Raw genomic sequence first — 26,620 nt, 5'->3', positions numbered from 1 at the left:
TTTTCAAACCCGAAGAATAGCGTCAAAAGGCACTCACCGATTAAGGATTGACCATGCTGCCATTCATTCCCATCTTCGACCTCCAGCACTTCAGATCACAGTTTGATCTCAATGGCTCGGCGGAAGAGATTCTGTTTTCCAACTACGAAGGCAAGGATGTCGAGACGGTTATCGCTGAGGCTCAGTCCGTTTCCAGCAAGCCGCCTTGCATCGTGGGAGCCTGGGTCATCATCGACCTCGACCTGGATGAGAGACAGGCGGCCCAGCTAGAAGCGAATGGGATTAACCCCACACTTCTGTACTCACAGTTTTTGATTGATGACTTCCGGGAGCGCTGGCCACTGGGTAGCCACGTGTTTAGCACTCCTGTCACGAAAGATCTCGGAAACGGGCTCATTGAAACCGGGAATACACTCTATGTGCTTTGGGGAAAGGGCTACCGCATGCGAATGACCCTGGATCATGCCGCAAGGATTCAGGATTCCGTATGAAGGCTCATTTGTTAACGGACATTCACAATGAGCACAGGGATGCTCCGTACCGGGTGAAGGATCTTGATTTCGACATCCTGATCCTTGCGGGAGACATTGATACTGACTTGGCCGGGATCAGATGGGCGGCGGAGGAGTCACAACGGCTTGGAGTACCCGTCATCTACGTTCCAGGCAATCATGAGTACTACGGCAGCGAGCTACTGAGTCACGATATAGCAATGCGTATCCTGTCGACGAAGCTCGGGGTGCACTACCTGAACAATGAAGCCCTGGTACTTGATGGGGTTCTATTCCTCGGTACCACCCTCTGGACTGACTTCCAGCTAACGGGGGAACACCCGTATTTTGTTGAGCACCAGATCCGCCGCGTTATGTCTGATCACCACCTGATCAGGTGCGGAGAGGCACTATTTTCTCCCGGCCATGCGCAAATGCTTCACGGCAATGCCATTGATTGGCTTGAAGAAAGTCTTCAGGAACACGGCGACTACGAAACCACCGTTGTCGTAAGCCATCATGGCCCGTCCCAACTATGCGTCCATCCGAAATGGACAGGGAGCATCGTCAGTAATGCTTACTGCTCACACTTAGACCACCTAGTAACTCAAGCAGACTACTGGTTATACGGGCATACGCACGCTGCGCTAGACACACATGTCGCGCAAACTCGCCTTGTGACCAACCCCGCAGGCTATCCAGGCCAGGAAACAGGCTTCAATCCTGACCTGGTTATCGATCTGAAAGAGGGAAAGGCCCAATGAGCCGCCCAATCCTGATCGTTGACCTGGAGGCAACATGCTGGAGGGACAAACATACTGCGCCTGCTGATAAGGAAGTCATCGAAATCGGCTGTGCTCTCGTAGCGTCGGATGGCAAGGTACTGGATGATTTCAGCACTTTCGTGAAACCGCTCCTCCATACAAATCTCACTTCATTCTGCACAGAACTGACAACCATCACCCAATCAGACGTAGATACCGCCCCGGGTTACCCGGAAGCATGCCAGCTCGTGGATGAATGGCTTGGCCAACGGGTCAGAGGGCTAGTTTGGGGGTCTTGGGGAAACTACGACAGATATCAGTTGCTTGAGGAGAAAAGCAGGCATTGCGCGGCTCCAGCATTCCTGGGTGTACCGCACATCAACTTGAAACGCCTCTGGGCGAGGTCACAGGGCATCCCTCCGAGAGGAATGACTCGGGCTTTGGCGTATGCAGGCATCCAGCCAGAGGGAACGCATCACAGAGGCATCGATGACGTCAGGAATATCGCAAAGCTACTACCCGGTATCTCCCGACAGCTGATCAACCATGCTGTAGCCTCGTGGGCACCATATCCAGAGCCAGGCAAGAGGACATAACCATGTCTGAAGCTCCACAAGAGTCACTAAAAGAGAAATATCCGAGCCTGTTCGATCACGATCAGTTTATTTACCCGGTTGCCGTGGGCCCAGGCTGGATCCCGCTCGTCGACACCCTATGCTCCCTGCTTGTGAAGAGTACAGAGCAAGGAGCATCGGAGGTTAAGGCACTACAGGTGAAGGAGAAATTCGGGAAGTTACGCTTCTACGCGGTGGCTTGCTCAAGTTATCACGGAGGGCTCATCAAATTGGCGGAGGCATATTCCGCACGAATTTGCGATGTTTGCGGGGGGATTGGGAGCATGGTTTGCATTGATGGTTACTACGCCACCAGATGCAAGTTGCACGAGACAAAACCTGATGAGCAACAATTGTAGTGGAAGGTAGTGGCAGAGGTAAAAAAACACATTTGAAAGAGAATTACCACCAACAAAAAAGCCAGCATAAATATGCTGGCTTTCGTATTTGCAATGTATCGTTAGCGCTATTGATTAACTAAAGAGCTAACCCTTCCTGCTAGTCGCCTAGGTCGGTCGATACACCCTTTCCAAGGCCAGTGGTGCGATATTAGCACCAAGCGGATGGGCATTGCAAGCCCCAAGGGGACTGTCACAACGCATCAATCTCATTACATATATCCTCAAAATTCCCTTTAGAACCAACAAGTTGCCCGCATTTCAGCACCAACCCTTTCATGGTCTCAACCTCAGAAGAAAGAGAATCATTCTCACCTCTGATGCGTTGATTGGCTTGCACCAAACGACGCTTCTCCTCTTCCAAACGCTCTAGGCGTTGCTCAAGTGCGACCTTTTCAAGCTGAATTTCACTATTATATTGGCTCGCCATCGCACTTACGATAGCAGCTTTATCAGTTGAACATAGCTTGTATTGGGCATACTTCGGATAATGCTTCCCATCAGGTGCTTGCGGAGGAAAAACTCGTCCAGCAGAAACAGTCTGAACCATATCTAAAAGTGCATAGGAAGTGCTTTCCAAATATCGCCGATGCATCCCAGAAAATGATGCTTCACTCATTCTTATCTTCTTGGGGTTTTGGGGTGCGACATTAGAAGTCGTCATAGGTAAAACTTGAACTCTGTTCCCTCCATGTCCAACTACAATGCATGGCCGTCTCTTGTGCATTTCTCCTGGGAGTAGGGCCGAAGTATTCCAGTTATTTTTCGTTAGAGAGCGATCAGAAACACTAAAACAATTTGAATAAAACCCAAAATCCACCTCAACAATCCGAAACTTTGACAAATAAACTTCAGGATGCTTCGATTGGTTCGCGGCGTACTCAAGTAGAGAAATCGCCACGCGAGAACTTGCCGTAATACCTACTTCAAGGGTGTTACCTGAGCAACTTACATTCTCAACCAACCACCGACGCACCCCTGGCCGAGCTGCGAATTTTGATGAGAGAAAAATATCATGACCATCCTCAGAGAATGCCGGCAGCAAGATCTCAGAAATCCCCGAATGCTCCAAAGCACCTACTTCGTCCCCTGATTTCATTTCGTTAAACGTAATTTTCATAATATTCACAGCTTAAGCCGATTACTGGAATGCTGGCTCCTTCAACCTTTTAGTTTCAAAATATTCTTCCGCTGCAATAGTCGTTGTGAAATCCGCTTCATCGTCGCTCAGCTTTTCAACGGCCGTCTTAATATGCTTAAGATCCACTCTGAAAAACTCTTTTCGAAGATTCACTGCATTCACCCGATGATGGCTAAACTCGCGATGTAGTGCGGTTTCCAAGGCTGGAGCATCATCCGCAAAGATAATGGCATGTACATCAAAGGAGAACGGGACACTGGCATCTCCGAGTTCCTTTACCCTGTCCATGGGGTCTAGCCGGCGGGTCATGCCAATTTTGTACACATTTTCACCAAACGAGCCGATATTGCTGATCACGTAGACATGGCCACGACGGGTTTGTTCAGCCAGGCTCTTGGCTCGTTCACCTCTAGCTTCGGCCTCTTCAAGTTGAGCCTGAAGCTCTGCAATCTTCGCTTCAGCAAGTGATCGCTCTTCTTCTGACGCCTTATCTAGCTCCTTTCGCGCCTTATCCAGCAAGTTCTGGTACATCTTTTCTTCTTTCTCTGCGGCAGCCAGAGCATCTTTGAATTCCTTCTCTGCCCGGGCCTCCTCTCGCATCTGCTCCCGGATTAAGCGCTGTTCTTCCTGCTCCTCCTTCTTCTTGAGCGTGAACTGGTACTGAACACCGCATTCTTCGTACTTTGCCGTGACGTAATCGATGCTAATCCCACATCGGAGGCTGGCTACCAGCTTCTCCAGATCATTAGCCAGTTTCTCAATCCTGCCCAATGTACGGTCAAAGTTTGAGGGTGAGACCTTTGCGATTAGAAGGTCACTCTCAATATTGAAGGCTCTCATCAGGAGCTTCATTTGCCCATCAATGATCTTTTTGTCTACCCTCGGATCCCCAGTCAGGCTAACCTGACCTTCCTGCGTAAACGCACTGCCATCCTTGATCATCGCCTTTTGCTTATCCCTGAGGGACTTTATCTCAGCTGCAAACCTTTCACTGGTCTCATACAGGTAATCTGGTGTCTCGAAGTGACCATAGGCGACAAAGTCATCAACCCGAGAGTAAAGATCGATTTTTGCCAACACTGATTGCAGTGCTTCCTCCCGCTCTACGGCTTCTGCCTCACTTTGGGCCAACGCGGTCTTGAGTTCTTCAAGAGCTAATGAATCTGCTTTTAGCCTCTCCGCGATAGTGTTCGCGTTGGCTCGGAGATCCTGCAAATCCTTAGTTGCGAGATCCAGGCTATTGAATTGGGCCTGCGAAGCCTGAACTTTGGTGTTCATGTCCTGGAGATCGGACTCTGCCTGATTGGATTTCTCTTTCGCAGCCTTAACAGCAGCTCTAAGGGTGTTGAATTGCTTGATTTTGCTGTCACCTAACTTCTTGGTCACAAAGAAGGTAACAAGGATAGAGACTAGATAGACGCCCGCGAGCACGGCCATGATCTCGATGGTCATGTGCTACCTCATATATTCGTTGATGATTTCTTCTTTGGTGATCCGGCGCTCTTCTACGCGATCTTGGTAGAGCTCTTTGGCGTACTCTACCTCGTCCTTGATCGCCTGCTTCTCAGCTCGGATTCTGGCGCGCTCGGCCTGTTCGGCCCGGCGGATGGCAGCCCGTTCCTCTCGTTCGCGGGCTTTGATGCGTCTATGCCGGTCTCTCTCGGCATTCTTTGATGCTCTATCTATAGCCTTGGCGACTTTAATAGCCGTCCTCAGGCCGCTCGGCTTCCTAGCCATGCCCCCTCCGTTCCATTTGCACCCATTGCGGGCGTCTGATTGTTCTTACCATGAACAATATAGAACAGGGTTCATTAGTCAATTGTCGCCAATTTCAAGGGGAGCCTACCAATGTCAGGAATAATACGGCTTTGGCCAGTCAAAGCCGTCATCACTCGCGTCGGCACCTTTGAGGCGCTCTATAGAAATGCAAATATCCCTATCAGATGCTGAATATCGCTCCACAATGTCCAGATCAGGCACTACTAGCTTTCCTTTCACCCATTCCAGCCACTCGTGGTGCTCCGCGAACCCAACAGAGTCGATAAACTCTCGATCCAAGCGGTTCCTTTCAAGCTCCTGTCTCATTTGATTGAAATTCTCTAGGCGCTTACTCTCCAGCTCTTCAACCCATTTTCCCCGGTGATCGTTCCGATACTGGATCTGCCTTTCCCGCGCCTCAATCGCTCGTTGCTTCTCTCTCTCAACGGCCCGCTGAAAGCAAATGTTCAGCGCTGTCGCCATATCTAGCAACCGAGACTCAATCTTGAGATTGCCCTTGTCCTTGATCGTTTTCTTGTTCCCCCAGCCACACTCAAAGGAGATTCCAAGCTCTCCAGTCTGCTCATATCTATATTTGTCCCCATAGTCATACCGTCGTTCTGCAACTGGAACATCTCTGCGGGTAACACGCTCTTTGATCTGAATACTAGCTTTGATACCTTTTTTCTCTAGCTTGATCTCAAAATCACGGCCATACCCATTGCGCTGTTCCGCAAGGACAAATCCCTGAAGAACAGACATCTTTATGACCCAATCAGCTAAAAGTAGAGCTCTCTGGAGCGTAGCCTTTGTAGCAACTACAGGGACTGGGAGCGGTTTTCCGCTTCTAAGAAAGCCATAGCGATCCACAAAACCCGATTTCAGCAGTCTCTTTGTTTCCCCAGATTCAGCAGTAACCGATGCGCGAAGCCCTTTCGCTACATGCTTCAAAACCACTTCGGGCAATTCAGGGGGAGTCTCCTCCGGTTCCACTTTCGGGGCGGGAGGACTGATGAAAACTTGCCCCCCCCATTAAAGCCTGGAAGAACAGGCCTAGGCCGCTTCTGGAGTCTCTCCGATAACCAGTAACCTTGTGGAGGACGTGGAATCTTCATCTTGACGCAGACTTTCCTGACAGCAACATCAGAAACGCCCAATTTTTCACCCACCTTGGTCATGGGCATTGACCAAACCAACTCGTAAAGATCCTCTCTGGTAAGTTCCATCTCCGGCACTTCCATCAGCTCATATATGGCGAGTATAGTTCACAAAATATACTAAAAATCTTATACTTTTATTTAGAATTCGAGGCTTAATTGCGAGCAAGACCAGCATCTCATTTCGCAATTTTGTTTTTTCTTATCATGAGGTTACGGAATAATTGCTTTTTCTTGTGTCAAAAACTGCGATTCAAGCGTGGCAAGAACCGTCTAACTTATTGATTTCCCTACAGAGGGTGTGACGCCACTAATGGCAACTCACACAGATGCAGTACAAAAAGGGCGCTTCGGCGCCCTTTTTTATTTTTACACATCACGTTTCACGCAATAGGCTACACGCAAAAAAACCAAAACCGTGAAAGCGCTTTACCACAGAGACCCCTGAGTTTACTGAGGAAATACCAAAGGGAAGTTGTGATCTCGCAAACCTCACAGCACCGCAGCTGGAACAACCTTTGAGGTTGAAGTGCAAACATCGCCGAAGGAGCGTCGCTAGTGGTGCGACCCCGGAACACAAAGCGCAGATCGTCACAGCAACGGGCTTTACCTACGATCTGCAGATTGATGACAATGCCGATTTTTCCTCGCCCATCGTCGACCTTTCAGGCTGGCGACGTAACTACTATGAAATCGAGCACTCTTCGTTGGGTAGCGGCACCCGCTATTTCCGGGTCAGAAAACACCATGACGATGGCCAGCTTAGTCTATGGTCAGAAACGGATTTTGAGACCCCCTGAGAAGTCGTCATACATCAAAGTCATCCTTCATCACTACCTACAGTCATGAAGGGTGACTTTGCAGTGAGGAGTGCCTCACCACAACCTCAACCACTCCCGATACGGCGCGGCGGTTCAACCGCTATCACGGTGACTTTCCCTCAGTTTTATTATTCTTTCTGCCCGAAAGCCGAACCATCATCTTGCTATATCCACGCACAAAGTTCGATTGCACGCACTCGGGCTCCTCCAGTACTTTGATGTCATCAAAACGCTCAAGCAGTTCCTCCCAAAGTATACGGAGTTGCAATTCCGCCAGACGATTCCCCATGCAGCGATGGACGCCAAAGCCAAAGGAAAGGTGATTGCGCGCGCCTTTGCGGTCGATCTGGAAGACATCCGGGTTTTCAATCTTGCGCTCATCACGATTACCCGAGGCATACCACATCACCACCTTGTCGCCCTTGCGAATAGTCTCCCCGTTGAGCTCTACATCCTGCTTCGCGATGCGCCGCATATACGCTAACGGCGTCTGCCAGCGGATAATCTCAGATACCATGTTGGGAATCAGGTCAGGGTTTTCCTTGAGCTTGATAAACTCCCCAGGGAACTGATTTAGCGCCAGCACCCCGCCCGTCATGGAATTACGCGTGGTGTCATTACCGCCCACGATCAGCAAGACCAGATTCCCCATGAACTCCATGGGCCGCTTGACCATGTCTTTGGTTTCTTCGTTGGCCTGCATCAGGCTGATCAGATCAAAACCCGGCGCTTCTCCCGCTGCTTTTCGGGCAGCCTTCTCATGCCACAAGCTGACAAAGTGCTTCCCGGCATCCGCTGCCGCCGCGAAGATCTCATCCGGGCCAACCTTGCCACCGGTGGTTTCCGGGCTGGCAGTGGATACATCTGACCAGTACACCAGCTTGTGGCGCTGCTCATAAGGAAAATCAAGCAGCGTCGCCAGCATACGAGCCGTCAGCTCAATGGAGACTTGTTGTACCCAGTCGAAAGGTTGATCCACGGGCAGACTGTCCAGCACTTCCCGGGTTCGCTCACGGATCAGCGATTCCATTTCCTTGAGATTCTTCGGTGCCACCACATTCTGGACCGCCTTGCGTTGCTCATCATGTTTTGGCGGATCCATGGCAATAAAGGTTTCGATTTCCAGCCCTTCCGGAGTGCGCCCAAGGGTAATGATGGGCTCTGCCGAAAACAGCTCGTGATGCTTGTCGACAAACACGATGTCGTCGTAGCGGGTAATGGACCAGAACGGACCAAACGGACTGTCTTTCTGGTAATGCACCGGTCGTTCATCACGCAGCCGCTTGAAATAGGACTCCCATTTCTTCTGCCGGAAAAGGAACGGACTACTGACATCGATATCCTCAATCGCCAGCGTCTCCACGTCCGGAAGCGGTGTCTCGACAAAGGTCGGCACATAAGGCCCTTTGAATAGGGCGTTCTTGAGTTTCAAGAAACGGTGCACGGCGCGGATTTGCCAGTGGGCAGGAATCACGTTGGCCGTGACATTCATGGCGGTAGATTTCAGTGACATGGGGCTCTCCCTGTGAATGACGGTGTCGTGCCTTACATCTGGAATTCAGGCAACTGAACCACCAGACCATCCAGGGCCTCTGAGGCCTCAATCTGGCAGGCTAGCCGGGAGGTATCAGCACGCTCCGGAGTCATACCCAGCATCATGTCTTCTTCGTCACTGGTGGTGCCGGTTTTGGCAAACCATTCGCTGGAGACAATCACATGGCAGGTGCCACAGGCACAGGCACCGCCGCAGTCAGCATCAATACCGGGAATCAGGTTATCCACGGCGATTTCCATCAGCGACTTGCCCGTTTCAATATTCACCTCGTGGGCAGTGCCGCCATGTTCGATAAAGGTCATCGTTGCCATGTCAGAACTCTCATTGTTGTTGTGTGACTGACACAGTGCCGCTGCTCCGCCCCGCTGAGCAGGTCATTTTTTGACAAAGGGGAGTCATAAAAAGACAATAAGCCGTCCCACGAGGAGAACCGCATGGCGCAAGCCCCCTACCCACAACACACCCAGGCAACCAACCCAGCCAGTTACTCACGCCTGATTGCCCGGGAACTGGGGCTTCCCCCCACACGACTGTGGATGCTGCTTCAAGGCACCGAGGTAACGCCGGAACAACTGCTGGCTGAAGACAGCCTGCTGACCACCCAGCAGCAAGTGCAAATCCTGCATAACGCCATGGAGATCAGTGATGACCCCACCTTTGGCTTTCGCCTTGGCCATCGCCTGACCCCTGCCACCCACGGAGCCATGGGTTTCCTGACGCTCAGTAGCGCCAATTTATTGGAGGCCCTGCAAGCGATTCACCGCTATGCTCCCACCCGCCTGAACTTCGTGCGCATCGAGGTACAGGATCACGGAGAATGGCTGGGTTGCTACGCTAACTTCGATGCCCCTTTGAGTGACGAGACACGGCGCTGTTTATCCGAAGCTTTCATCATGATGTTCTTCGAAACCGCCCGCTCGATTCTTGGTCGGCCGGCCCACGAGGTAGAAACCTTTTTCAGTCATCACATGCCCGCCCACCACGAGCAATACCCGAAGTACCTGCCCGGGGCTTACCACTTTGGGGCAGAGCATTTCATGGCCAGGATTCCCAAAGCGCTGTGCCTTTTCCCCAATAATGCAGCCAACCATGAAAGCTATCAGCTAGCCCTTCAGCAATGCGAAAAAATGCTCTCGCAACTGGTCACTGACAGCGACAGCTATCGCTACCGGGTAGAGAAAATGATGCTGTCATGCCCACCCGGAACACTCACCGAAGAGGAGGCCGCCGCTGCCTTGTTCATGAGCAAGCGCACCCTTGCCAGAAAGCTGGCACAGGAAAACAGTGGATTCCGGAAAATTCGCGAACAGATTCTGTCCCGACAAGCGGCAGACTACCTGCAAGACCCTCGATTAACCGTCGACAGCATAGCCGCCCTGCTCAACTACCATGACAGCGCCAATTTCCGCCGCGCATTCAAACGCTGGTACACCCTGACACCGGAGCAATTCCGCATGGATCAGCACTAATTCTGACGACCCGACTGCCCCTTCTGGCGGCAGACCATGCCGATTTAGCCACCGTTTAACAAAAGCCTGTGACCACCCATCACAAGCGCTCAAACTTTAATCAATTCCCGGGAATTCCCGTTTGTTTTACGCCGGCATCGTTGGCAACATGGAAGTGAGCTGTGGCATGGCCCGGCTCTCTCAATACCATCAGGAGGCTTCGCATGAGCGATTACGAAAAAGACGAGTACCTGAAAGAAGAGTACCTGCAAGAAGCCGAGGATCTGCTGGAAACCATTGAGCAGGTGGAAGAGACCCTGACCGTGATGTCAAAGGTCGTGGGTCAGTTGAAAGAACAGGTGGCCTCTCACCTGGACACAGACACCATTGAAATGAGTGCCGAAGAATTTCTGGAGCAATGCGAAAACCTGGAAGGGACCTGGCACTGATACTGATCTCCCGCTAACGGGACATCACTGCGCGGGACACCCCCGCCCCTGACAAGGGCCGCACCGACGGCCCTCTTGAATCGCGACTTGCGACACCGTCGCCGACTCACTGCCTGCCTACTGCGCAGACAGTGCCGGATCTTCCACCCCATCCGGGTAGCGGCGTACCCCACCGATCCAGGTGCCTCTCACCTGAATATCTCTCCACTGCGCGATATTGTCCCGGGGATCCCGATCCAGCCACACCAGATCGGCCAGCATCCCCGCCCGCAGCTGACCGACCCGGTCCTGCACCCCCAGCTGTCGCGCTGCATCGATGGTCACCGCCTGCAACGCCCGCTCAACATTCACCGACTGCCCCGCCCCCAGCGTTGCCCCCGACGAGGTCTCGCGGTGCACCGCATTCCAGACCATCAGCAACGGCTGATACGGCACGATGGGGGAATCTGCATGCAAGGTAAAACGCAATCCCAACTGCTCAGCCTCTGCCAGCGGGCTGATCCGTCGCGCCCGCTCCGGGCCAAGGAAGATGTCGCGGTGGCGGTCCCCCCAGTAATAGACATGGGCATTGAAAAACGAGGGGATGACCTCCAGCGCCTTCATGCGCTCCAGCTGAGCCGTTGTACTGGTCTGCGCATGAATCAACACCGGTTGTTTGCGGATCGTCGGGCACTGCTGTCGGGCAGCGGCCACGGCGTCAAGCGCCAGCGTTATTGCCGCATCGCCATTGGCATGAATCGCCACCTGACGATCCTGGCAATGAAAACGTGTTACCTGTTCAGTCAGATCGGCACCCGACAGGGTCGGGAAGCCCAGATAATCCGGCGGATAATCCTCCGGGACGGTGTAATAAGGCTCGCTGAGAAAACCGGTATAACCCTGCAGGGAACCATCGGCCACCAGTTTGACCGGCCCAAGGTGGATGCGGTCGCTACCGGGCAGAGTCAGTGCACCCGACCCGCGCAAGGTTTCCGCTTCAGCATCGGGCCAGAGACTCAAACGCAAGGGAATGACCCCCAGCCGCAACGCCGGTTTCAGCGCCCGCAGGCTCGCTGGATCCGCCAGCCCATTCTGGGCAAAGGTGATACCACGGGCCAGGTACTGGTGTGATGCCCGGTTCAGTACGCGCAAGCCGTCCATGCCGGACAACGCCAGCATCGACGCACGCACCGGTGAAAAGGCCGTTTCTGCCAGCAGGCCATTCAGACGTCCATCTGCGTCGCGACCGTAAAACCCGCCCTGCGGGTCCTGCACCTCTTCCGGGATCGACATGGCCGCAAGCCCGGCACTGTTTAACACCCCCAGATGCCCGGAAATGTGCATGACCATCACCGGCCGGCTATCGCTGACGGCATCCAGTTCATCCCGGGTGGGGTAACGCTGCTCACCGATAGTGGTGTCATCAAAACCGTAGGCCAACAGTGGCCCCTCTGGCCGGCGCTGGGCCAACAATCGCAAACGCTCCAGCAAGGTATCGATGCTGTACAGGTCACCAATGGGTGGGCTATTGGCATCCACCGCCACCGCCGACAGCCCCTCGCCCGGAAAATGACCGTGGGCATCGATAAAGCCGGGCATCAGGATGCCGCCTTCCAGATCAATCACCTGCACATCACGACTGACCTGCTGACGCAGCACGTTCACCTCGCCCAACGCGACAATCTCGCCACGCTTGACCAGCATGGCTGATGCCTCTGGCTGTGCCGGGTCCATGGTGACCACGGTGCCGTTAAAAAATAGCTGCGCGGGGGGCGCCGGCGGGTTGAACCAGCGGTAAACACCCGCCAGCCCGACCAACACCACCGCCAGCACGGCACCCAGAACCCAGAGCCAGATCTTCATGGGCAATTGTTACTCCGACCAGACAAGGTTGATGCGCAGACTGTGCACCGCCTGTGCGGCGTGCACAACCCGGCACACACATTCCCATCACATTTGTTAATGAAACGGATCAAGCAACTGCATACCGATGGGCATGTCGACGCGCTATAGTGAACCTCGCAACGATCGTGATGCATCCAATTGGTGCGCAATTTATGCACCAAATAAAGGAAAAGGCGGCATTATCCTTGCATTAACCGCGTTGACACTTGATTGCCACCCTATGTGGAGCCCGCAACGGCCAGGGAGCCGGACGGGTACAACCGGAGACAGAGAAACATGAAAGCATCAGATTTGTTCGTCCGTGCCCTGGAAGCCGAAGGCGTAGAACACGTGTTCGCCATCCCCGGCGAGGAAAACCTGGACCTGCTGGAATCCCTGCGCGGCTCGAAGATCAAACTGGTGATTACCCGTCACGAACAGGCTGCCGGCTTTATGGCCTCCACCTATGGCCGACTGACCGGCAAGGCTGGCGTATGTATGTCGACCCTCGGCCCCGGCGCCACCAACTTCGTGACCGCCGCCGCCTATGCCCAGCTGGGCGCCATGCCCATGGTGATGATCACCGGGCAAAAGCCGATCAAGAGCAGCAAGCAGGGCCAGTTCCAGATCATCGATGTGGTCGACATGATGCGCCCGCTGACCAAGTTCACCAAGCAGGTGGTCAGCGGTGATTCCATCCCCACCCGTATCCGCGAAGCGTTTCGCCTGGCCCAGGAAGAACGTCCCGGCGCCACCCATCTGGAACTGCCGGAAGACATCGCCCGCGAGCACTCCACCATGCCGGTCACCGAACCCAGCATGACTCGCCGCCCGATTGCCGAGGACAAGGCGATCTGCAAGGCCATCGAAGCCATCCAGGGCGCACGCAAGCCCCTGCTGCTGGCCGGCGCCGGCGCCAACCGCAAGCTCACCAGCAAGATGCTGCGGCAATTCGTGGAGAAACTGGGGATTCCGGTGATTACCACCCAGATGGGCAAAGGCGTGGTCGATGAAACCGGCCCGCACTTCCTGGGCAACACAGCCCTGTCCTCCGGTGACTTTGTCCATCGTGCCATCGACCAGGCCGACCTGATCATCAACGTCGGTCACGACGTGGTAGAAAAGCCGCCGTTTTTCATGCGCCCCGGTGGTGCCGAAGTGGTTCACATCAACTTCAATTCTGCCCAGGTCGACCCGGTGTACTTCCCGCAGATTGAAGTGATCGGCGACATCGCCAACAGCTTGTGGCAATTGAAAGAGCGTCTGGAGCCGCAGGAGCACTGGAGTTTTGCCGATTTCCATCGCATTCGTGATGCGCTGCAACACCACATCCGTGAAGGCATCGTCGACGACAGCTTCCCGATTCGCCCGCAACGCCTGGTCGATGAAATCCGCAAGATCATGCCGGAAGACGGCATCCTGACCCTCGACAACGGCATGTACAAAATCTGGTTTGCGCGCAACTACCCCGCCACCAAACCCAACACCGTGCTGCTCGATAACGCCCTCGCCACCATGGGGGCCGGTCTGCCTTCCGGCATGGCCGCCAAAATGGTCTACCCGGACCGCCGCGTGATGGCCATCGTCGGCGACGGGGGGTTCATGATGAACAGCCAGGAGCTGGAAACCGCGGTGCGCATGAAACTCGATATCGTCATTCTGATTCTGCGCGACGACGGCTACGGCATGATCAAGTGGAAACAAAGCGACATGGATTTCCAGGACTTTGGGCTCGACTTCCAGAACCCGGATTTCGTGGAGTACGCCCGCTCCTACGGTGCCAATGGCCACCGCGTGGAATCCACCGACGGCCTCGCCCCCTTGATCGAGCAGTGTTATCAGGCTGGCGGCGTACACGTGATTGATTGCCCGGTGGACTACCGCGACAACAACCGCATTCTCAACCAGGAAATTCGTGAGTTGAGCGGAAAGCTCTGATCTTCATCCCGGACGGCTTAAGCAGCCTGCGCCGTCCGGGGTTTGATTGTAGCGTCGCACGTCCGACGTCCGACGCTTTAAAAGATAGCCAAACACCTCATGGCCCCACCAACGCCATCAAGGAACAAACATGCTAAAAGACGCTTACCCCTACTATCTGGCCAACGAGGCCGTGTTCGCCAACCAGGATCTGGAAGTCACCGACAAATACAGCGGTGATGTTGCCACCCGCGTGGCCATGGCTGATGCCGCCACCATTGATCAAGCCATTGAGGCGGCCGACAAGGCCAGTGCCGCCATGGCCGCACTGGCGCCCTACGAGCGGCAGGAAATTCTCTATCACTGTGTGAAACGTTTTCAGGAACGGTTTGACGAACTGGCCGAAGCCCTGTGCATCGAAGCGGGTAAACCCATCAAGGATGCCCGTGGTGAAGTGACTCGCCTGATCGACACCTTCCGCGTCGCCGCTGAAGAAGCCGTACGCATCGAGGGAGAAGTGCTGAACCTGGAAATTTCCGCCCGCGCCAAAGGCTACCGGGGCATGGTGAAACGGGTCCCCATTGGTCCCTGTTCCTTTATTTCACCGTTCAACTTTCCCCTGAACCTGGCGGCCCACAAGGTTGCCCCGGCCATCGCTGCCGGCTGCCCCTTTGTACTCAAGCCAGCCAGCCGAACCCCCATTGGCGCCATCATCATCGGCGAAGTGCTGGCGGAGACCGCGCTGCCCAAGGGCGCCTTCTCGGTACTGCCCTGCCACCGCGACGGCGCCGACCTGTTCACCACCGACGATCGTTTCAAATTGCTGAGCTTCACCGGTAGCCCGGATGTGGGCTGGGACCTGAAAGCCCGTGCCGGCAAGAAACCGGTGATTCTGGAACTTGGCGGTAACGCCGCCGTGGTAGTCGATGAAGATGCCGACCTCAACGACGCGGTCGAGCGCATTGTGTTTGGCGCTTTCTATCAGTCAGGCCAGAGCTGCATCGGCGTACAGCGCATCATGATCCACGACAAGGTCTACGACGCCCTGAAAGCGAAACTGGTGGAAAAGACCGCGTCCCTGAAAATGGGCGACCCGAAGGATGAGGACACCTTTATTGGCCCGGTGATTTCCGAAGGCGAAGCGAGCCGCCTGGAAAACTGGATCAATGAAGCCGTGGACGCCGGCGCCACCCTGCTCACCGGTGGCAAGCGCAATGGTGCCATGCTGGAAGCCACCCTGCTGGAAGATGCCCCGGCCGGCACCCAGATTGTGGAAGAAGAAGCCTTTGGCCCGGTGGCCGTGATCAGCCGCTTCAGCGATTTCGACGCCGCCCTGCAAGCCATTAACGATTCCAAGTTCGGGCTACAGGCGGGCATCTTCACCCGTGATCTGTACAAGGCCCAGAAAGCCTGGGATGTATTGGAAGTAGGAGGCGTGGTGATCGGTGACGTGCCGAGCTGGCGGGTCGACAACATGCCCTATGGCGGCGTGAAAGACTCCGGGCTGGGCCGCGAGGGGATCCGCTGGGCCATCAACGACATGACCGAAGAGCGGCTACTGGTGATTCGTACACCGCAGTAAGCCGTCGTATCAGCGGCCGGCCAGCCTCGCCGGTCGGCCGCTGATCCCATGATATCCACCGATAAAACCAACCTGAATACCGTTCATCCCCTTTTTGCTCAACTACACCCCCCGTCCGTTTACCCCCCTGCGCCCCCTGCTTATCGTTGCACGGTGTTAACAATAAACCGTGACAAGAATCACGGAGCAATTGCGACTAATTTCATCCTTGTACCGGGATCGGAGAATTCAATGAAAGCCTCAATCAAGCTTGCCGTACTGGGCTCTGCCCTTCTTGCTTCCCCCCTGGCCAGCCAGGCCGCCACGGATACTGCAGATTTCGATGTACTGCTGAACCTGCGTGCCTCATGCACCATTGATCAGGCCACTGATCTGGATTTCGGCAATGCCACCGAAGCCCAGGTTGTGACCGGTGGCATCACTGGCACCAGTACTGTCAGCGTGACCTGCTCCAATGGCGCGGCCTATGACATCGGTTTGAGCGGCACCAACGCTACCCGGGCCATGACCTCCGCCAACGGTTCTTCAGTCAGCTATGAGCTGTATCAGGACAGCGCCAACAGCACCGCCTGGGAAAACACCACCGGTACCCTGGTGTCCGATACCGGCGACAGCAACCAGCAGGACTTCACCGTATACGGCCTGATCCCGGCTCAGACCCCGACCATCAACGCCGCGGATTCGCTTGACGGCGACACCGGTGTGGACCTGAGCGACACGGTCACTGTGACTGTCACGTTCTGATCTGAACCACGTCCTGTGCTGCCCGACGGCAGCACAGGCGCGGAGTCTCCCCTGCAGTGCCCAGGCTGTTCGCATCGCGATTCCGCCCTGCCGCCCCGTACGCTGCAAACCGCCAGGTTTGCCTGAGCGCGGTATTGCTTGTCTGTCTGTCGACAGCCAAGGCAGAGGAAACACACCTTGCCCAACTCAACACCGATAACCTGGTTTCCCTGCGCCAGCAATACTCCCTCTCGGATATCGCCCAGCTGCGCGCCCAGGCGCGGGGGCAAAGCCAGCACGCCTTTATTGCCTACCCTGCCCTGATCCTCAATGGATCCACCACCAGCCAGATGCTACCGGTGCAGGTCTATGGGGAAGAGCTTGCCGTGGATACCGAAGCATTGGCGGCGCTTGGTGTGGCCCTGCCCGCCAGCAGCGAGCAATGGCAGTCACTGGATGATCTTGGCATTGCCGGTCGCTATGACAATAACGCGCAGCAGATCAGTCTGGTGGTGCCAGCAGATTGGTTGCCCGAACAGTCACTGAGTGCCGGTCTGAATGCCAGCACCACGCCACTACAGCGGGGCCGCGGCGCCTTGCTTAACTACGATGCCTACGGCACCTGGTATGAGAGTGGCGGGCAGAACACCTCCGCCAGCCACGAGCTGCGTCTATTCGACGATTGGGGGGCCGTCAGCAGTAGCGGTGTCGTGCGCTGGGACGATGCCATGCCTGACAACAAGGGTGATTACGTCCGACTTGATAGCTACTGGCGTTATACCCGTATTGACCGAATGCAGACCTGGATAGCCGGCGACACCCTCAGTGGCGCACTGGCCTGGACACCGTCAGTACGGTTGGCTGGGCTGCAGCTATCAAGAAACTTTGCGTCCCGCCCTGACCTGATCACCTTCCCCCTCCCGTCAATCAGCGGATCAGCCACACTGCCATCAGCGCTCGAGGTCTTTGTCAACGATCTGCGGCTGGCCGACCAGACCGTGCAACCCGGGCCCTTTGTGTTGGAAACCTCGCCACGCATTACCGGACTGGGTGAAGTACAAGTGGTAACCACCGATACCCTTGGGCGCCAAGTCACCAACACCGTCCCGTTTTATGTCAGCCCGACCTTGTTGCGCGAAGGGCTGTGGGATTACTCAGCCAGCATCGGCACCCCGCGACGCTTTTATGGGCAGCGCTCCAACGATTACGACGGGCAGCCTGTCGCTACCGGTATCGCCCGTTACGGGATGACCCCGCAATACACACTGGAAAGCACAGCCAATGTCAGTGACACCCTGGTCAATGCCGGCCTTGGGCTGGTCGCACGGCCGGGGCTGTGGGGCGTCAGCAATATAGCCCTGGCCCACGGACAAGATGACGATTCACAGGGCATTCAGTGGAACATCGGCCATGAGTTTCGTACCCGGCGATTCGGCGTAAGCGGCCAGTACACACGCCGCAATCAGGGATACCGCGATCTAAGCAATAGTCTGGATGTTCGCCCCTCCATCAAGAGCACCTTGCAGCTGAACGGCAGCCTGAATCTGGACCGTTACGGCAGCCTCAATGCCACCTATCTCGATACCCGGCTGTTCCGCGGCGAACGCAGCCGTTTTCTGGTGCTCGGGCATAGCCGTACCCTGCAAAAACGTCTGTCTCTGACACTCAGCGTTAACCAGAATCTGGATGACAGCAGTGACCGAACCTGGAGCGCCGGGCTCAATCTGTTCCTGGACCGCCCAGGCAAGCGCCCGCTGCAGAGCGGCCTTCAAGTCACTCATGATGAAGAAAGCGGTGACACCCAATCCATCGCCACCCTCAGCCAGCGGGTAGACGAATTCTGGGATCTCGGCTGGGACCTGGCCATGAGCCCGCAAAGCGATGGGGCACACCGTGCCAGCGCCCGCTGGTGGACCCCCTACGCGGATTTGCAAGCAGGCGTGTATGGCGATAATGGCCAGACCAACAGCTTTGCCAACCTGAGCGGATCAGTCGTCACCAACTACGGTGATCTGTTCGCCGCCAACACCATGAACAACAGTTTTGCCATCGTGGATGCAGGCGGCTTTGCCGACCTGCCTGTGCGACGCGCCAACCGAATCATTGGCCACACCAACCACCGTGGGCGCCTGCTGTTACCGGACCTGATCCCTTACACCGATAACAAATTGACTATCGACATTGACGACCTGCCCATGGATGCCCAACTCAGCGAGACCGATCTGATTATCAAGCCTGCGGAACTAGCTGGCGTCACTGCACGGTTCGCCATTGAACAACAACACAGCGCGATACTGGTATTGGTTCGCGAAGACGGCAGCCCGGTACCGGCGGGTGCGCGGGTCTTGCACAGCGATGCCAACGCCACCCTGGTTGGTTATGACGGCGAAGCCTTCCTGCAAGGTTTGCACGAAGGTGAAAACGAAATTGGTATTATCAGCAACGGTAGCCTGTGTACGGTTCGACTCGACTTTGTGCCGAACCCGGGCACCTTGCCTCGCTTGGGGCCCTATACCTGTCTGTCGCCGTCCTCCCCTGCACAGCAACAGACCACCCCGTGAACGGAGAATGGAATGAAGACCCTTAGCGCCTTGCTTGCCCTGCTTATCCTGCTGCCGGGCCTGTCCTGTGCTGGCCAGCTCACGGTTGCCCCAATCCGGCTGACACTGGCCCCCAATCAGGCCAATGCCACCTTCACACTGACCAACAACGCATCGTCAGAAGGCTTCTACCAGTTGCAGTTACTGGCCTGGGATCAGGTGGACGGACAACAACAACTGCGTCAGCAACAGGATCTTGTGGTCACACCGCCGGTCACCATGATTCCTGGCAACACCGATCAGGTAGTGCGCATCATCCGCCAGCAACCCACCGTCAGTGACAAGGAAAAAAGTTACCGGCTCATTATCAGCGAGATTCCTGACACCGAATCCGACAGCGGAGCCCAACTCAAGGTACTGCTGCGTTTATCCGTACCCGTGTTTGTCGGCGACGATGCTCAACAACCTGCACTGAGTGCCCACTGGGCTGCCGATGGCATCCGCATTGATAACCATGGCACCGGCCATGCCCGCCTCAGCGATGTGCAGGGTCAGGGGCTGGCCAGCGCCCCGCCACTGGAATTGAAGCCCGGATTGGCCGGTTATGCCTTGCCGGATCGCTCCTTGTTATTGTCGCTTCCCAAAGGCATCGACCGCAGCACATTGCGGCAATTGCACTTTAACGTGAATGGACAACCTGCGAACCTGACCATCAGTGGGGACCCCACATGAAAAGGGCAATCCTGTTTCTCTTGTTCGCCACGACGCTGTCTGCCCCGCTGCACGCAGCAGTCGAGTGTTCCGTGCAGGGCGCCCCGGTGCTGGATTTCGGCACCGTTGACCCATTTACCGGCGGCGCCGTCACCAGCCAGGTGACCCTGAACTGGAGCTGCAGCCGTGGCTGGTTCGAGTCGCAGCAAAATACGATATGCATTCACCTGGCTAACGACAGCAGCAATAACCAATTGCCCCGCTATCTGGATGCGATCAGTGGCCAGCCCCCGGCAATCCCTTTTAACGTCTACACATCACCCGCCCACGCTACCGTGATCGGACAACCGGGAACGACCACTAACGCCGGCATGGGCATCAACGTAGACATGCCCTGGTTCACCTTTAACACTAGCGGCACCGTAACCCTTTACGGGCAATTACCGCGCCCCCTCCCCGCCACTACCCGTGCCGAGACCCACCAGACACTGATGACGGGTTCGCAGGTGCGTGTGCGAACCGGAGGTCTTAACCAGAGCTGCAACAGCGGTGCAGGTGCAACCACCGGCACCTATACACTCACCGCCCGTGCCACCATTCCCGACCAGTGTCAGGTGAGCGCCACCGATCTGGATTTCGGCACCCGTAACACCCCGCTAACCCAAGCCGACAGTGAATCCACCGTTTCCGTGCGTTGCAGTAACAGCACAGATTTTCTGGTGGGGCTGAGCAACGGCAGTCACGGCCAGCGCAACTTGAGCAATGGCAGTTATCTGGTCAGCTATGAACTCTACCGCGACGCGGGCCGCTCCCTGCGCTGGGGCAACAGTGCAGGCGAGCGCCAAAGTGGTACCGGTCAGGGTCCAGGTACCGGACTGTCATTCACCGTGTTCGGCCGGGTGTTTGCTGACGCCAATGCCGAAGTCGGCAGTTACCGGGACACCGTCACAGTGGAAGTCACGTTTTAAGCCTCTTGATCACTCGCACGGAATAAGCGCGCGCGCAGTTATGCGTAATTGCACCAAGGCGTTACAAAAATAGCGCGAATCGACCACATTTTTTCTCCCCCCGCCGACCTACCATCAGTGGCATTCGTTATCACCCGTCACTGTGGACGTGCACCATGAGCTCCTCCCTAGGCATGTTGTCAGGCGCCATTTCAAGCCTGCTGACTCCCCAGACCGAGACCCCGCCCGCGTGGTACCAACCTGCCGTGGATGTGAACTGGCAAATACAACTTCAGGGACCGCCTAACACCGGCTACCCTGCCGACCTGTATATTCTCGATCTGTTTGATACGCCTCAGGCAGTGATCAATGATCTGCAAGCCAGTGGCCGCAAGGTCATCTGTTACTTTTCGGCTGGCAGCTTCGAAGACTGGCGGGACGATGCCAATCGTTTCCTCGCCACAGACAAGGGCCGCCGTCTGGGCAACTGGCCCGGCGAACGCTGGCTGGATACCCGCTCAGCCAATGTGCGCGACATCATGGCAGACCGCATCGCCCTGGCGGCCGAGCGCGGCTGCGACGGGGTAGACCCGGATAACGTGGACGGCTACAGCAATCGCACCGGCTTTGCGCTGACCTACCAGAGCCAACTGGATTACAACCGTTTTCTGTTTGATCGAGCCCACGCCGAGGGGCTGGCCGTGTCCTTGAAGAATGACCTCGGCCAGGTGCAAGAACTGCTCCCCCACGTGGATTTCGCGGTCAACGAATCCTGCCACCAGTGGCAGGAATGCCACCTGCTGACACCCTTCATCGAGGCGGGTAAACCAGTACTGCATATCGACTATCTGTATCTGGATAGCGGTGCCCGTGCCGGGCATTGTGAAGAAATGGCTGCGTTACAGTTCCGTTCCCTGACCTTACCTTTGGCCCTGGACGACAGCTTCCGTTTCACCTGCAACGACTGACACACCCCGAAGCTTCAACTGCTGGTACACTGGGTATTCTGAAGAAGGATATCCAGAAACATGCAGGATGCTCTCACGCTGATTGTTGTACTGCTGGGCTCTGCGGTTGCCGCCGTAGTGCTATTCCGGCGGCTACACATGCCCCCCATTCTCGCTTATCTGATGTGCGGCCTTGCCGCAGGCCCCTTCGGCTTTGGCTGGGTCCAGGATCTGGAAAACATCCAGCATCTCGCAGAATTCGGCATTGTCTTCCTGCTGTTTACCTTGGGGTTGGAGTTTTCCATCCCGCAATTACTGACACTACGGCGAGTCGTTTTCGGCGCGGGGCCCCTGCAGGTACTGCTGACCGGAGGAGCTGTTTTCCTGGTGATGCAGTGCCTTGGATTCTCTTCGATCACCTCTATTATCACAGGCTGCGCGCTGGCGCTTTCTTCCACTGCCATCGTGATACGGGAAATCATTGGTCGCGGCGCCGTCAACACCAGCTATGGTCGCTCCGCTACCGGGATCCTGCTCTTCCAGGATCTGGCGGCAGTTATCATGTTGGTCATGCTGCCGATCTTTGCCCAAGGCGACAGTGAACAATTGGGGCAAATGGTCGGTGTAACCCTGGGAAAATCGCTACTGCTGTTCGCCGGGATCTTTGTTGCCGGCAAGTGGGTGCTGCCACGCCTGCTGGAAGAAACCGGCCGCACCCGCTCGGACGAAGTCTTTGTCATGACGGCCTTACTGTTGGCACTGGTGGCCGCCTGGGTGACTCACTGGATGGGATTGTCCATGGCGCTGGGTGCTTTTCTGGCTGGCATGATGCTCGGCGAGAGTCATTTCCGTCACCAGATCGAAGCGGACCTTCGTCCCTTTCGGGACCTCTTGCTGGGGTTGTTCTTTATCAGTGTAGGCATGCTGGTAGACCCGGATCTCTTTGCAGATCAATGGCACTGGATCCTGCTCGCCGCAGCCACCATCATGTTGTTCAAGGCTGCGACAGTGACGGTTCTACTGAAACTCCTGGGGGAAAGAACCGACAACGCACTGCGTAGTGGTCTTATCTTGTCCCAGTGCGGGGAGTTCGGTTTTGTACTGGTGGCACTGGCGGTATCGCACCAGATCATGACACCGGGCAAGGCAGGCTTGCTGGTGTCCATCACCGTACTCACCATGGCGGTCACCCCCGCGCTGATCCAGAAAAGTGGACGACTCACCCGCAGCATCCTCAGCCCATGGATGCAAGTTCCCAAAGAACACCCGCTTCCCCCCGAAGTATCTGGCCATGTCATTTTGTGTGGCTACGGCCGCGTCGGCCAGAATCTGATGCGTTACCTGACTCGCTTTCATCATCAGGCAATTGCCGTCGATATGGATCTGGTGCGGTTACAAGAGGCCAGCGCTGCAGGAGAACGCATCCTGTTCGGCGACGCCAGCCGCAAGGACATTCTGGAAAAAGCGGGCATACACCGTGCCCGGCTGCTGGTCGTGACCTTCGACAATGCCAGACTGGCCGAACGAATTACCCTCACTGCCCGCGACATTAATCCGGATATCCAGGTGTTGGTCAGAACCCGTGACGACACCCATCTGGACGCATTGACCGAAGCCGGTGCTGCAGAAGTGGTACCTGAAGTGCTGGAAGCATCCTTGATGCTGGTAGCTCACGCGCTGATGATGCTGGACGTACCGTTCGATCGGGTGCTGGCCACGTTGAGAAAAACCCGTCGCGACCGATATCGGATGCTGCAAGGCTACTACCATGGCGACAGTTTTCCGACAGCAGATAGCGCCGGCAACCCCTACCGTCTGCTTCATGCCGTCACTCTGACCGAACAGGCTCGCAGCATTGGCAGAAGCATCGGGGAGTGTCCGTTGAAAGACGTGGAAATCCGGGCCATCAAGCGCGATGGGCAAACCCGCGAAAACCCGGCAGGGGATGTTATCTTGCTCAAGGATGACACCGTGATTCTTTACGGCGCACTGGATGCGGTAGAGGCAGCCGAGAGCAAATTGCTACTCGGCTGACTCCAGAGGGGAACGCAACACCCCCTGTTCAAGCTAGCGGATCTGGTGAAGCACCCGCAGATTGCCGGACACCTGATTGGCCGGTAAATAGCCGATCAGTTCCGGGTTGTTTTCCAGCATGACTTTCATGGCAGAAACGCCAGACACACTGCGCGGCGGGACACCGCGGCCGGTGAAGATCATCCGCGCCCAGTAAGACTTCATCTGTGCCGGTGTCTTGCCAACCGTATCCTGATAGAAACGGTCACGCAGCTTGTCCTGCTCAGGCAGATCCAGAGGCTTCACATACACCCCATCGACCTTGCCGCCGCCTTCCAGATAAACCTGCCGGATCTGGTTCTGACTGATGGAAGTAATCGGTGAGTCCTTGTCGACGACCACAACAATATCCGCCATCACTACCATTGGCAGAAACAGGATAAGGGAAGCCAGCCATTGTAATTTTTTCATGATGTCGCCCCCTTAAAACACAGCATCAACAGTGATGCGATAAACCGTAGGATCATCGCGTTCAATGGCTCCCGCCGACGTGCTGGTCGTAAACATACCGTTCACGTTGCTGCCGGTTTCCAGGAGCTTGTCGTTGCTCATGTCGTAGAACTGCTGGGCTTCGAGCTTCACATCCACACCCGGGGCAATATCGTAACGCAGCCCCAGGGTCCAGCTCTTGGAGCGAACCATATTGGCCTGAGTCAGTGAGGCATTGACCGGATTACCACTGCTGAACACGGCGGAGTTGTCGTGGGAATTGGTGGCCCCCCAGGTCACATGCGGCATCCACTTGCCAAACCGGTAACCGGAGGTCACGTACCCGCCCCAGCGCTCCGGGAACCAGGCATGCGGCACCAGTGATGAGCGTTCCGCCATAAACACCAGCGAACCATTGTCGTACTGCACGCCAACACTATTGCCATGGATCGGCACGCCATCCAGCGAGGCAGAGGCCAGCCCACCGGCAGACAAATCTGCACTCAATTCCGAATGGCTGTAGCTCAACCAGGTAGAAAAATCGTTCCAGCGCGAACGAAGATTGATCCCGGTGTAGTTGCGCCCTTCATACACCACCGTGAACGGCAAGGTGTTATCCGGGACATCCAGGCTACCGTAGAAGGCGCTCAAATCATGGGAAATGTTGCCGGTTCGGAAACTCCAGGTGAGATCCATGCCATCCATGGTATCGAACGGCACAATGTCATACACCTCGCTGGGCAGTGCCGCCCAGTGATAGGCATAACCTACATTCAGATACTGGGAATGCATTGAGTTGGGCAGCATCAAGCGGCCACCACGCCAATGCAGGGACGGCGTAATGGCGTAATCGATATAGGCCCACTGAGCTTCAGCATCGTAGTTGTCACGACCCCGTGCCAGAATCTGCATTACCGCCTTGGTGCGCTCATTGATCTCGGCATTGATCTGCACCCCCACCCGGGACAACTCCCGATGGGAAATATCGTCAGTGGTCCGTTCACGATAGAAAAAGGGTTCGCCCGCGCTGGGGTTTGCCAGCGGACCGGGACCGCCCGGCCCCTGATTCTGGTGAACGTTATGGCGGGTTACCCCGTAGGTGATAAACCCGTTAATGCTAATGCGGTCGGACACCGAACTCGCGGCAGATGACGCGGAGCTTTCTTCCAGCGAGGCCAGCCGCCTGTCCAGTTCTTCCATGGTGAGTGCCTGGTCCGCACACACCGCCCCCGATGCCGTGAGCGCCAGGGCCCCCAGCCAATATCGCCTGTTTCTCATTATTTCCCTCTTTTTATTGTAGTGCGGTCCCTGATTTTTCCTGTCAGGCCGATTCCAGTTGGAACCCCTGTCTGGGAAAATGCACGTGAACCGTTTCGACAGCTAAATTATTGATTGCCAGCACCCATTCGGATTCAGTGACCGCAACCAGAATGCCTCTTGTGGGCACCTGGGCATAATCATCCGGCGCCACAATCACTTCACGCCCCAATAACGGATCCTCTTTGCCTTCAAGCGTTTCAGGTTCTGCCTGACGCGCCATACTGAGTGCCGCTTCACCCGTGATTTCAACACTGACTCCGTGGCCAAATGCGCGTATCCGCTGCATCCATTGCTCTACCGCAGGGTAATCTTTGACCAGCGAACTTTCCGCCACATCGGTCAAAAACCATAGCCCGTGGTAGGCACTGAAATCCGCGATACAGGGCTCATCTGCGAACAACCATTGGCGACGGGCCAGCCGCGCTTCCATATCGGCCAGATGCTCACGCACCCGGCGCCGGGCCTCCCCCAGCCCCATACGCGGCACTGAAGACGTGCGACCAATCTGTATCCTGTCACGGAAGAACCGAAACAGAGACAGCAAGGAAAAACTTCGAAACAGTTTGATGTTCAGCTTGAGGCTGGTGGAGGAAAGAATACAGGCCAGAAACAGGGTCAGATCGGCCTCTTTCACAAACGCCCGAATCTCGTCATCCACCCCTTCCAGGCTGAGCAGAGGACGCCCTGAGAGCATCGCGATCTGCTGGGTAATGGTGCGGGTGTCACAAAACACATCCGCGCCTATCTGTGCCACGGGTATCTTGCGGTAGCCTCCCGCCAGCGGCGCCAGCAAGGGACGCGGCGGCATTTCGCTGGTGATTACCGAACACCACTGCAAGCCGGTGTAGCCGAGCATGGCGCGAATTTTTTCCGAAAACGGTGACAACGGATAATGATGCAATACCAGTTCAGACATGATGCCCCCCAAAGACTGATCCCAGCGTGGGCCTCTGACTGAAAACCGTCAATGTC

25 protein-coding genes are annotated in these 26,620 nt (G+C 55.8%); 15 read left to right on the top strand and 10 right to left on the bottom strand.

Annotation, left to right across the window (positions count from 1 at the left end; genetic code table 11):
- The first annotated feature begins 53 nt into the window (after positions 1 to 53).
- Genes A15D_RS00170 through A15D_RS00155 form a run of 4 tightly spaced genes read left to right on the top strand, consistent with a single transcriptional unit; the run spans position 54 to position 2,228 of the window.
- Positions 54 to 491, top strand: coding sequence for a hypothetical protein (locus A15D_RS00170; protein ID WP_102790278.1), 438 nt, complete (start codon positions 54 to 56; stop codon positions 489 to 491).
- Positions 488 to 1,255 (top strand): metallophosphoesterase, encoded by a 768-nt coding sequence (locus A15D_RS00165; RefSeq protein WP_102790277.1) that lies wholly within the window; start codon positions 488 to 490, stop codon positions 1,253 to 1,255. Before A15D_RS00170 ends, A15D_RS00165 begins: the two co-directional genes overlap by 4 nt.
- Positions 1,252 to 1,851: a 3'-5' exonuclease gene (locus A15D_RS00160; RefSeq protein WP_102790276.1), complete on the top strand. Its 600-nt coding sequence runs from the start codon at positions 1,252 to 1,254 to the stop codon at positions 1,849 to 1,851. The genes A15D_RS00165 and A15D_RS00160 overlap by 4 nt, the downstream gene beginning before the upstream one ends.
- 2 nt (positions 1,852 to 1,853) lie before the next feature.
- On the top strand, positions 1,854 to 2,228 hold the full coding sequence (locus tag A15D_RS00155; protein WP_102790275.1) for a hypothetical protein: 375 nt from the start codon (positions 1,854 to 1,856) through the stop codon (positions 2,226 to 2,228).
- A gap of 232 nt (positions 2,229 to 2,460) precedes the next feature.
- Here the strand turns inward: A15D_RS00155 and A15D_RS00150 are convergent, their stop codons facing one another.
- The 4 genes from A15D_RS00150 to A15D_RS00135 all read right to left on the bottom strand — a co-directional run bounded on the left by A15D_RS00150 (position 2,461) and on the right by A15D_RS00135 (position 6,132).
- Positions 2,461 to 3,387 carry a type II toxin-antitoxin system PemK/MazF family toxin gene (locus tag A15D_RS00150; RefSeq protein ID WP_146026818.1) on the bottom strand — a complete coding sequence of 309 codons (927 nt, stop codon included), beginning with the start codon at positions 3,385 to 3,387 and terminating at the stop codon, positions 2,461 to 2,463.
- Positions 3,388 to 3,408: 21 nt separating this feature from the next.
- Positions 3,409 to 4,860: a DUF4041 domain-containing protein gene (locus tag A15D_RS00145; RefSeq protein WP_102790273.1), complete on the bottom strand. Its 1,452-nt coding sequence runs from the start codon at positions 4,858 to 4,860 to the stop codon at positions 3,409 to 3,411.
- Positions 4,861 to 4,863: 3 nt separating this feature from the next.
- The gene (locus tag A15D_RS00140) at positions 4,864 to 5,145 is read right to left on the bottom strand and encodes a hypothetical protein (protein ID WP_102790272.1); all 282 of its coding nucleotides are present in this window, start codon (positions 5,143 to 5,145) and stop codon (positions 4,864 to 4,866) included.
- A 114-nt stretch (positions 5,146 to 5,259) separates the two neighbouring features.
- On the bottom strand, positions 5,260 to 6,132 hold the full coding sequence (locus A15D_RS00135; protein ID WP_146026817.1) for a hypothetical protein: 873 nt from the start codon (positions 6,130 to 6,132) through the stop codon (positions 5,260 to 5,262).
- A gap of 715 nt (positions 6,133 to 6,847) precedes the next feature.
- Between A15D_RS00135 and A15D_RS17100 the strand changes: the two genes are divergently transcribed.
- Positions 6,848 to 7,123, top strand: coding sequence for a hypothetical protein (locus tag A15D_RS17100; RefSeq protein ID WP_146026816.1), 276 nt, complete (start codon positions 6,848 to 6,850; stop codon positions 7,121 to 7,123).
- A 124-nt stretch (positions 7,124 to 7,247) separates the two neighbouring features.
- On the opposite strand, the gene A15D_RS00130 is transcribed toward A15D_RS17100, so the two are convergent.
- The gene (locus A15D_RS00130) at positions 7,248 to 8,657 is read right to left on the bottom strand and encodes a cytochrome P450 (RefSeq protein ID WP_102790270.1); all 1,410 of its coding nucleotides are present in this window, start codon (positions 8,655 to 8,657) and stop codon (positions 7,248 to 7,250) included.
- Positions 8,658 to 8,689: 32 nt separating this feature from the next.
- The gene (locus A15D_RS00125; protein ID WP_022983997.1) at positions 8,690 to 9,010 is read right to left on the bottom strand and encodes a 2Fe-2S iron-sulfur cluster-binding protein; all 321 of its coding nucleotides are present in this window, start codon (positions 9,008 to 9,010) and stop codon (positions 8,690 to 8,692) included.
- Between the two features lie 123 nt (positions 9,011 to 9,133).
- Here A15D_RS00125 and A15D_RS00120 point away from each other — a divergent pair, with 123 nt between their 5' ends.
- Positions 9,134 to 10,168: an AraC family transcriptional regulator gene (locus A15D_RS00120; RefSeq protein ID WP_102790269.1), complete on the top strand. Its 1,035-nt coding sequence runs from the start codon at positions 9,134 to 9,136 to the stop codon at positions 10,166 to 10,168.
- 203 nt (positions 10,169 to 10,371) lie between these two features.
- Positions 10,372 to 10,596: a hypothetical protein gene (locus A15D_RS00115; RefSeq protein WP_022983999.1), complete on the top strand. Its 225-nt coding sequence runs from the start codon at positions 10,372 to 10,374 to the stop codon at positions 10,594 to 10,596.
- Between the two features lie 117 nt (positions 10,597 to 10,713).
- Here A15D_RS00115 and A15D_RS00110 read toward each other — a convergent pair whose 3' ends face one another.
- Positions 10,714 to 12,438 (bottom strand): amidohydrolase, encoded by a 1,725-nt coding sequence (locus A15D_RS00110; protein WP_102790268.1) that lies wholly within the window; start codon positions 12,436 to 12,438, stop codon positions 10,714 to 10,716.
- Between the two features lie 318 nt (positions 12,439 to 12,756).
- Here A15D_RS00110 and A15D_RS00105 point away from each other — a divergent pair, with 318 nt between their 5' ends.
- The 8 genes from A15D_RS00105 (at position 12,757) to A15D_RS00070 (ending at position 23,860) form a co-directional block, all read left to right on the top strand.
- Positions 12,757 to 14,397 (top strand): acetolactate synthase large subunit, encoded by a 1,641-nt coding sequence (locus A15D_RS00105; RefSeq protein ID WP_022984001.1) that lies wholly within the window; start codon positions 12,757 to 12,759, stop codon positions 14,395 to 14,397.
- A 130-nt stretch (positions 14,398 to 14,527) separates the two neighbouring features.
- The gene (locus tag A15D_RS00100) at positions 14,528 to 15,958 is read left to right on the top strand and encodes an aldehyde dehydrogenase family protein (protein WP_102790267.1); all 1,431 of its coding nucleotides are present in this window, start codon (positions 14,528 to 14,530) and stop codon (positions 15,956 to 15,958) included.
- A gap of 231 nt (positions 15,959 to 16,189) precedes the next feature.
- A complete protein-coding gene (locus A15D_RS00095) occupies positions 16,190 to 16,702 on the top strand; it encodes a spore coat protein U domain-containing protein (RefSeq protein WP_158245767.1) in 513 nt (170 codons plus the stop codon).
- Between the two features lie 56 nt (positions 16,703 to 16,758).
- A complete protein-coding gene (locus tag A15D_RS00090) occupies positions 16,759 to 19,242 on the top strand; it encodes a fimbria/pilus outer membrane usher protein (protein WP_146026815.1) in 2,484 nt (827 codons plus the stop codon).
- A gap of 12 nt (positions 19,243 to 19,254) precedes the next feature.
- Complete coding sequence (locus A15D_RS00085) at positions 19,255 to 19,953, top strand: molecular chaperone (RefSeq protein WP_102790264.1); 699 nt, start codon at positions 19,255 to 19,257, stop codon at positions 19,951 to 19,953.
- Positions 19,950 to 20,900 carry a spore coat U domain-containing protein gene (locus A15D_RS00080; RefSeq protein ID WP_102790263.1) on the top strand — a complete coding sequence of 317 codons (951 nt, stop codon included), beginning with the start codon at positions 19,950 to 19,952 and terminating at the stop codon, positions 20,898 to 20,900. Before A15D_RS00085 ends, A15D_RS00080 begins: the two co-directional genes overlap by 4 nt.
- A 155-nt stretch (positions 20,901 to 21,055) precedes the next feature.
- Positions 21,056 to 21,847, top strand: a complete 792-nt coding sequence (locus A15D_RS00075; RefSeq protein ID WP_102790262.1) for an endo alpha-1,4 polygalactosaminidase — start codon at positions 21,056 to 21,058, stop codon at positions 21,845 to 21,847.
- A 60-nt stretch (positions 21,848 to 21,907) separates the two neighbouring features.
- Positions 21,908 to 23,860, top strand: a complete 1,953-nt coding sequence (locus tag A15D_RS00070) for a monovalent cation:proton antiporter family protein (protein WP_102790261.1) — start codon at positions 21,908 to 21,910, stop codon at positions 23,858 to 23,860.
- Between the two features lie 33 nt (positions 23,861 to 23,893).
- On the opposite strand, the gene A15D_RS00065 is transcribed toward A15D_RS00070, so the two are convergent.
- Genes A15D_RS00065 through A15D_RS00055 form a run of 3 tightly spaced genes read right to left on the bottom strand, consistent with a single transcriptional unit; the run spans position 23,894 to position 26,564 of the window.
- Entirely contained in the window at positions 23,894 to 24,310 is a 417-nt protein-coding gene (locus tag A15D_RS00065) for a hypothetical protein (RefSeq protein WP_102790260.1), read from the bottom strand.
- Positions 24,311 to 24,322: 12 nt separating this feature from the next.
- Positions 24,323 to 25,606: a porin gene (locus A15D_RS00060; RefSeq protein WP_102790259.1), complete on the bottom strand. Its 1,284-nt coding sequence runs from the start codon at positions 25,604 to 25,606 to the stop codon at positions 24,323 to 24,325.
- 43 nt (positions 25,607 to 25,649) lie between these two features.
- Complete coding sequence (locus tag A15D_RS00055; RefSeq protein ID WP_102790258.1) at positions 25,650 to 26,564, bottom strand: glutathione S-transferase family protein; 915 nt, start codon at positions 26,562 to 26,564, stop codon at positions 25,650 to 25,652.
- Between the last annotated feature and the right edge of the window lie 56 nt (positions 26,565 to 26,620).

This window comes from Alcanivorax sp. MD8A, from assembly GCF_002888555.1.
Lineage (GTDB): Bacteria > Pseudomonadota > Gammaproteobacteria > Pseudomonadales > Alcanivoracaceae > Alcanivorax.
The sequence above is the reverse complement of the archived record's forward strand: the minus strand, read 5'-3'. Positions and strand labels throughout refer to the sequence as shown.

Coding starts and splice junctions, on each gene's coding strand:
- A15D_RS00070 (WP_102790261.1), top strand. CDS start 21,908: ATGCAGGATGCTCTCACGCTGATTGTTGTACTGCTGGGCTCTGCGGTT.
- A15D_RS00105 (WP_022984001.1), top strand. CDS start 12,757: ATGAAAGCATCAGATTTGTTCGTCCGTGCCCTGGAAGCCGAAGGCGTA.
- A15D_RS00155 (WP_102790275.1), top strand. CDS start 1,854: ATGTCTGAAGCTCCACAAGAGTCACTAAAAGAGAAATATCCGAGCCTG.
- A15D_RS00130 (WP_102790270.1), bottom strand. CDS start 8,657: ATGTCACTGAAATCTACCGCCATGAATGTCACGGCCAACGTGATTCCT.
- A15D_RS00140 (WP_102790272.1), bottom strand. CDS start 5,145: ATGGCTAGGAAGCCGAGCGGCCTGAGGACGGCTATTAAAGTCGCCAAG.
- A15D_RS00125 (WP_022983997.1), bottom strand. CDS start 9,010: ATGGCAACGATGACCTTTATCGAACATGGCGGCACTGCCCACGAGGTG.
- A15D_RS00120 (WP_102790269.1), top strand. CDS start 9,134: ATGGCGCAAGCCCCCTACCCACAACACACCCAGGCAACCAACCCAGCC.
- A15D_RS00115 (WP_022983999.1), top strand. CDS start 10,372: ATGAGCGATTACGAAAAAGACGAGTACCTGAAAGAAGAGTACCTGCAA.
- A15D_RS00085 (WP_102790264.1), top strand. CDS start 19,255: ATGAAGACCCTTAGCGCCTTGCTTGCCCTGCTTATCCTGCTGCCGGGC.
- A15D_RS00060 (WP_102790259.1), bottom strand. CDS start 25,606: ATGAGAAACAGGCGATATTGGCTGGGGGCCCTGGCGCTCACGGCATCG.
- A15D_RS00110 (WP_102790268.1), bottom strand. CDS start 12,438: ATGAAGATCTGGCTCTGGGTTCTGGGTGCCGTGCTGGCGGTGGTGTTG.
- A15D_RS00075 (WP_102790262.1), top strand. CDS start 21,056: ATGAGCTCCTCCCTAGGCATGTTGTCAGGCGCCATTTCAAGCCTGCTG.
- A15D_RS00080 (WP_102790263.1), top strand. CDS start 19,950: ATGAAAAGGGCAATCCTGTTTCTCTTGTTCGCCACGACGCTGTCTGCC.
- A15D_RS00150 (WP_146026818.1), bottom strand. CDS start 3,387: ATGAAAATTACGTTTAACGAAATGAAATCAGGGGACGAAGTAGGTGCT.
- A15D_RS00055 (WP_102790258.1), bottom strand. CDS start 26,564: ATGTCTGAACTGGTATTGCATCATTATCCGTTGTCACCGTTTTCGGAA.
- A15D_RS00100 (WP_102790267.1), top strand. CDS start 14,528: ATGCTAAAAGACGCTTACCCCTACTATCTGGCCAACGAGGCCGTGTTC.
- A15D_RS00165 (WP_102790277.1), top strand. CDS start 488: ATGAAGGCTCATTTGTTAACGGACATTCACAATGAGCACAGGGATGCT.
- A15D_RS00170 (WP_102790278.1), top strand. CDS start 54: ATGCTGCCATTCATTCCCATCTTCGACCTCCAGCACTTCAGATCACAG.
- A15D_RS00095 (WP_158245767.1), top strand. CDS start 16,190: ATGAAAGCCTCAATCAAGCTTGCCGTACTGGGCTCTGCCCTTCTTGCT.
- A15D_RS00065 (WP_102790260.1), bottom strand. CDS start 24,310: ATGAAAAAATTACAATGGCTGGCTTCCCTTATCCTGTTTCTGCCAATG.
- A15D_RS00160 (WP_102790276.1), top strand. CDS start 1,252: ATGAGCCGCCCAATCCTGATCGTTGACCTGGAGGCAACATGCTGGAGG.
- A15D_RS00145 (WP_102790273.1), bottom strand. CDS start 4,860: ATGACCATCGAGATCATGGCCGTGCTCGCGGGCGTCTATCTAGTCTCT.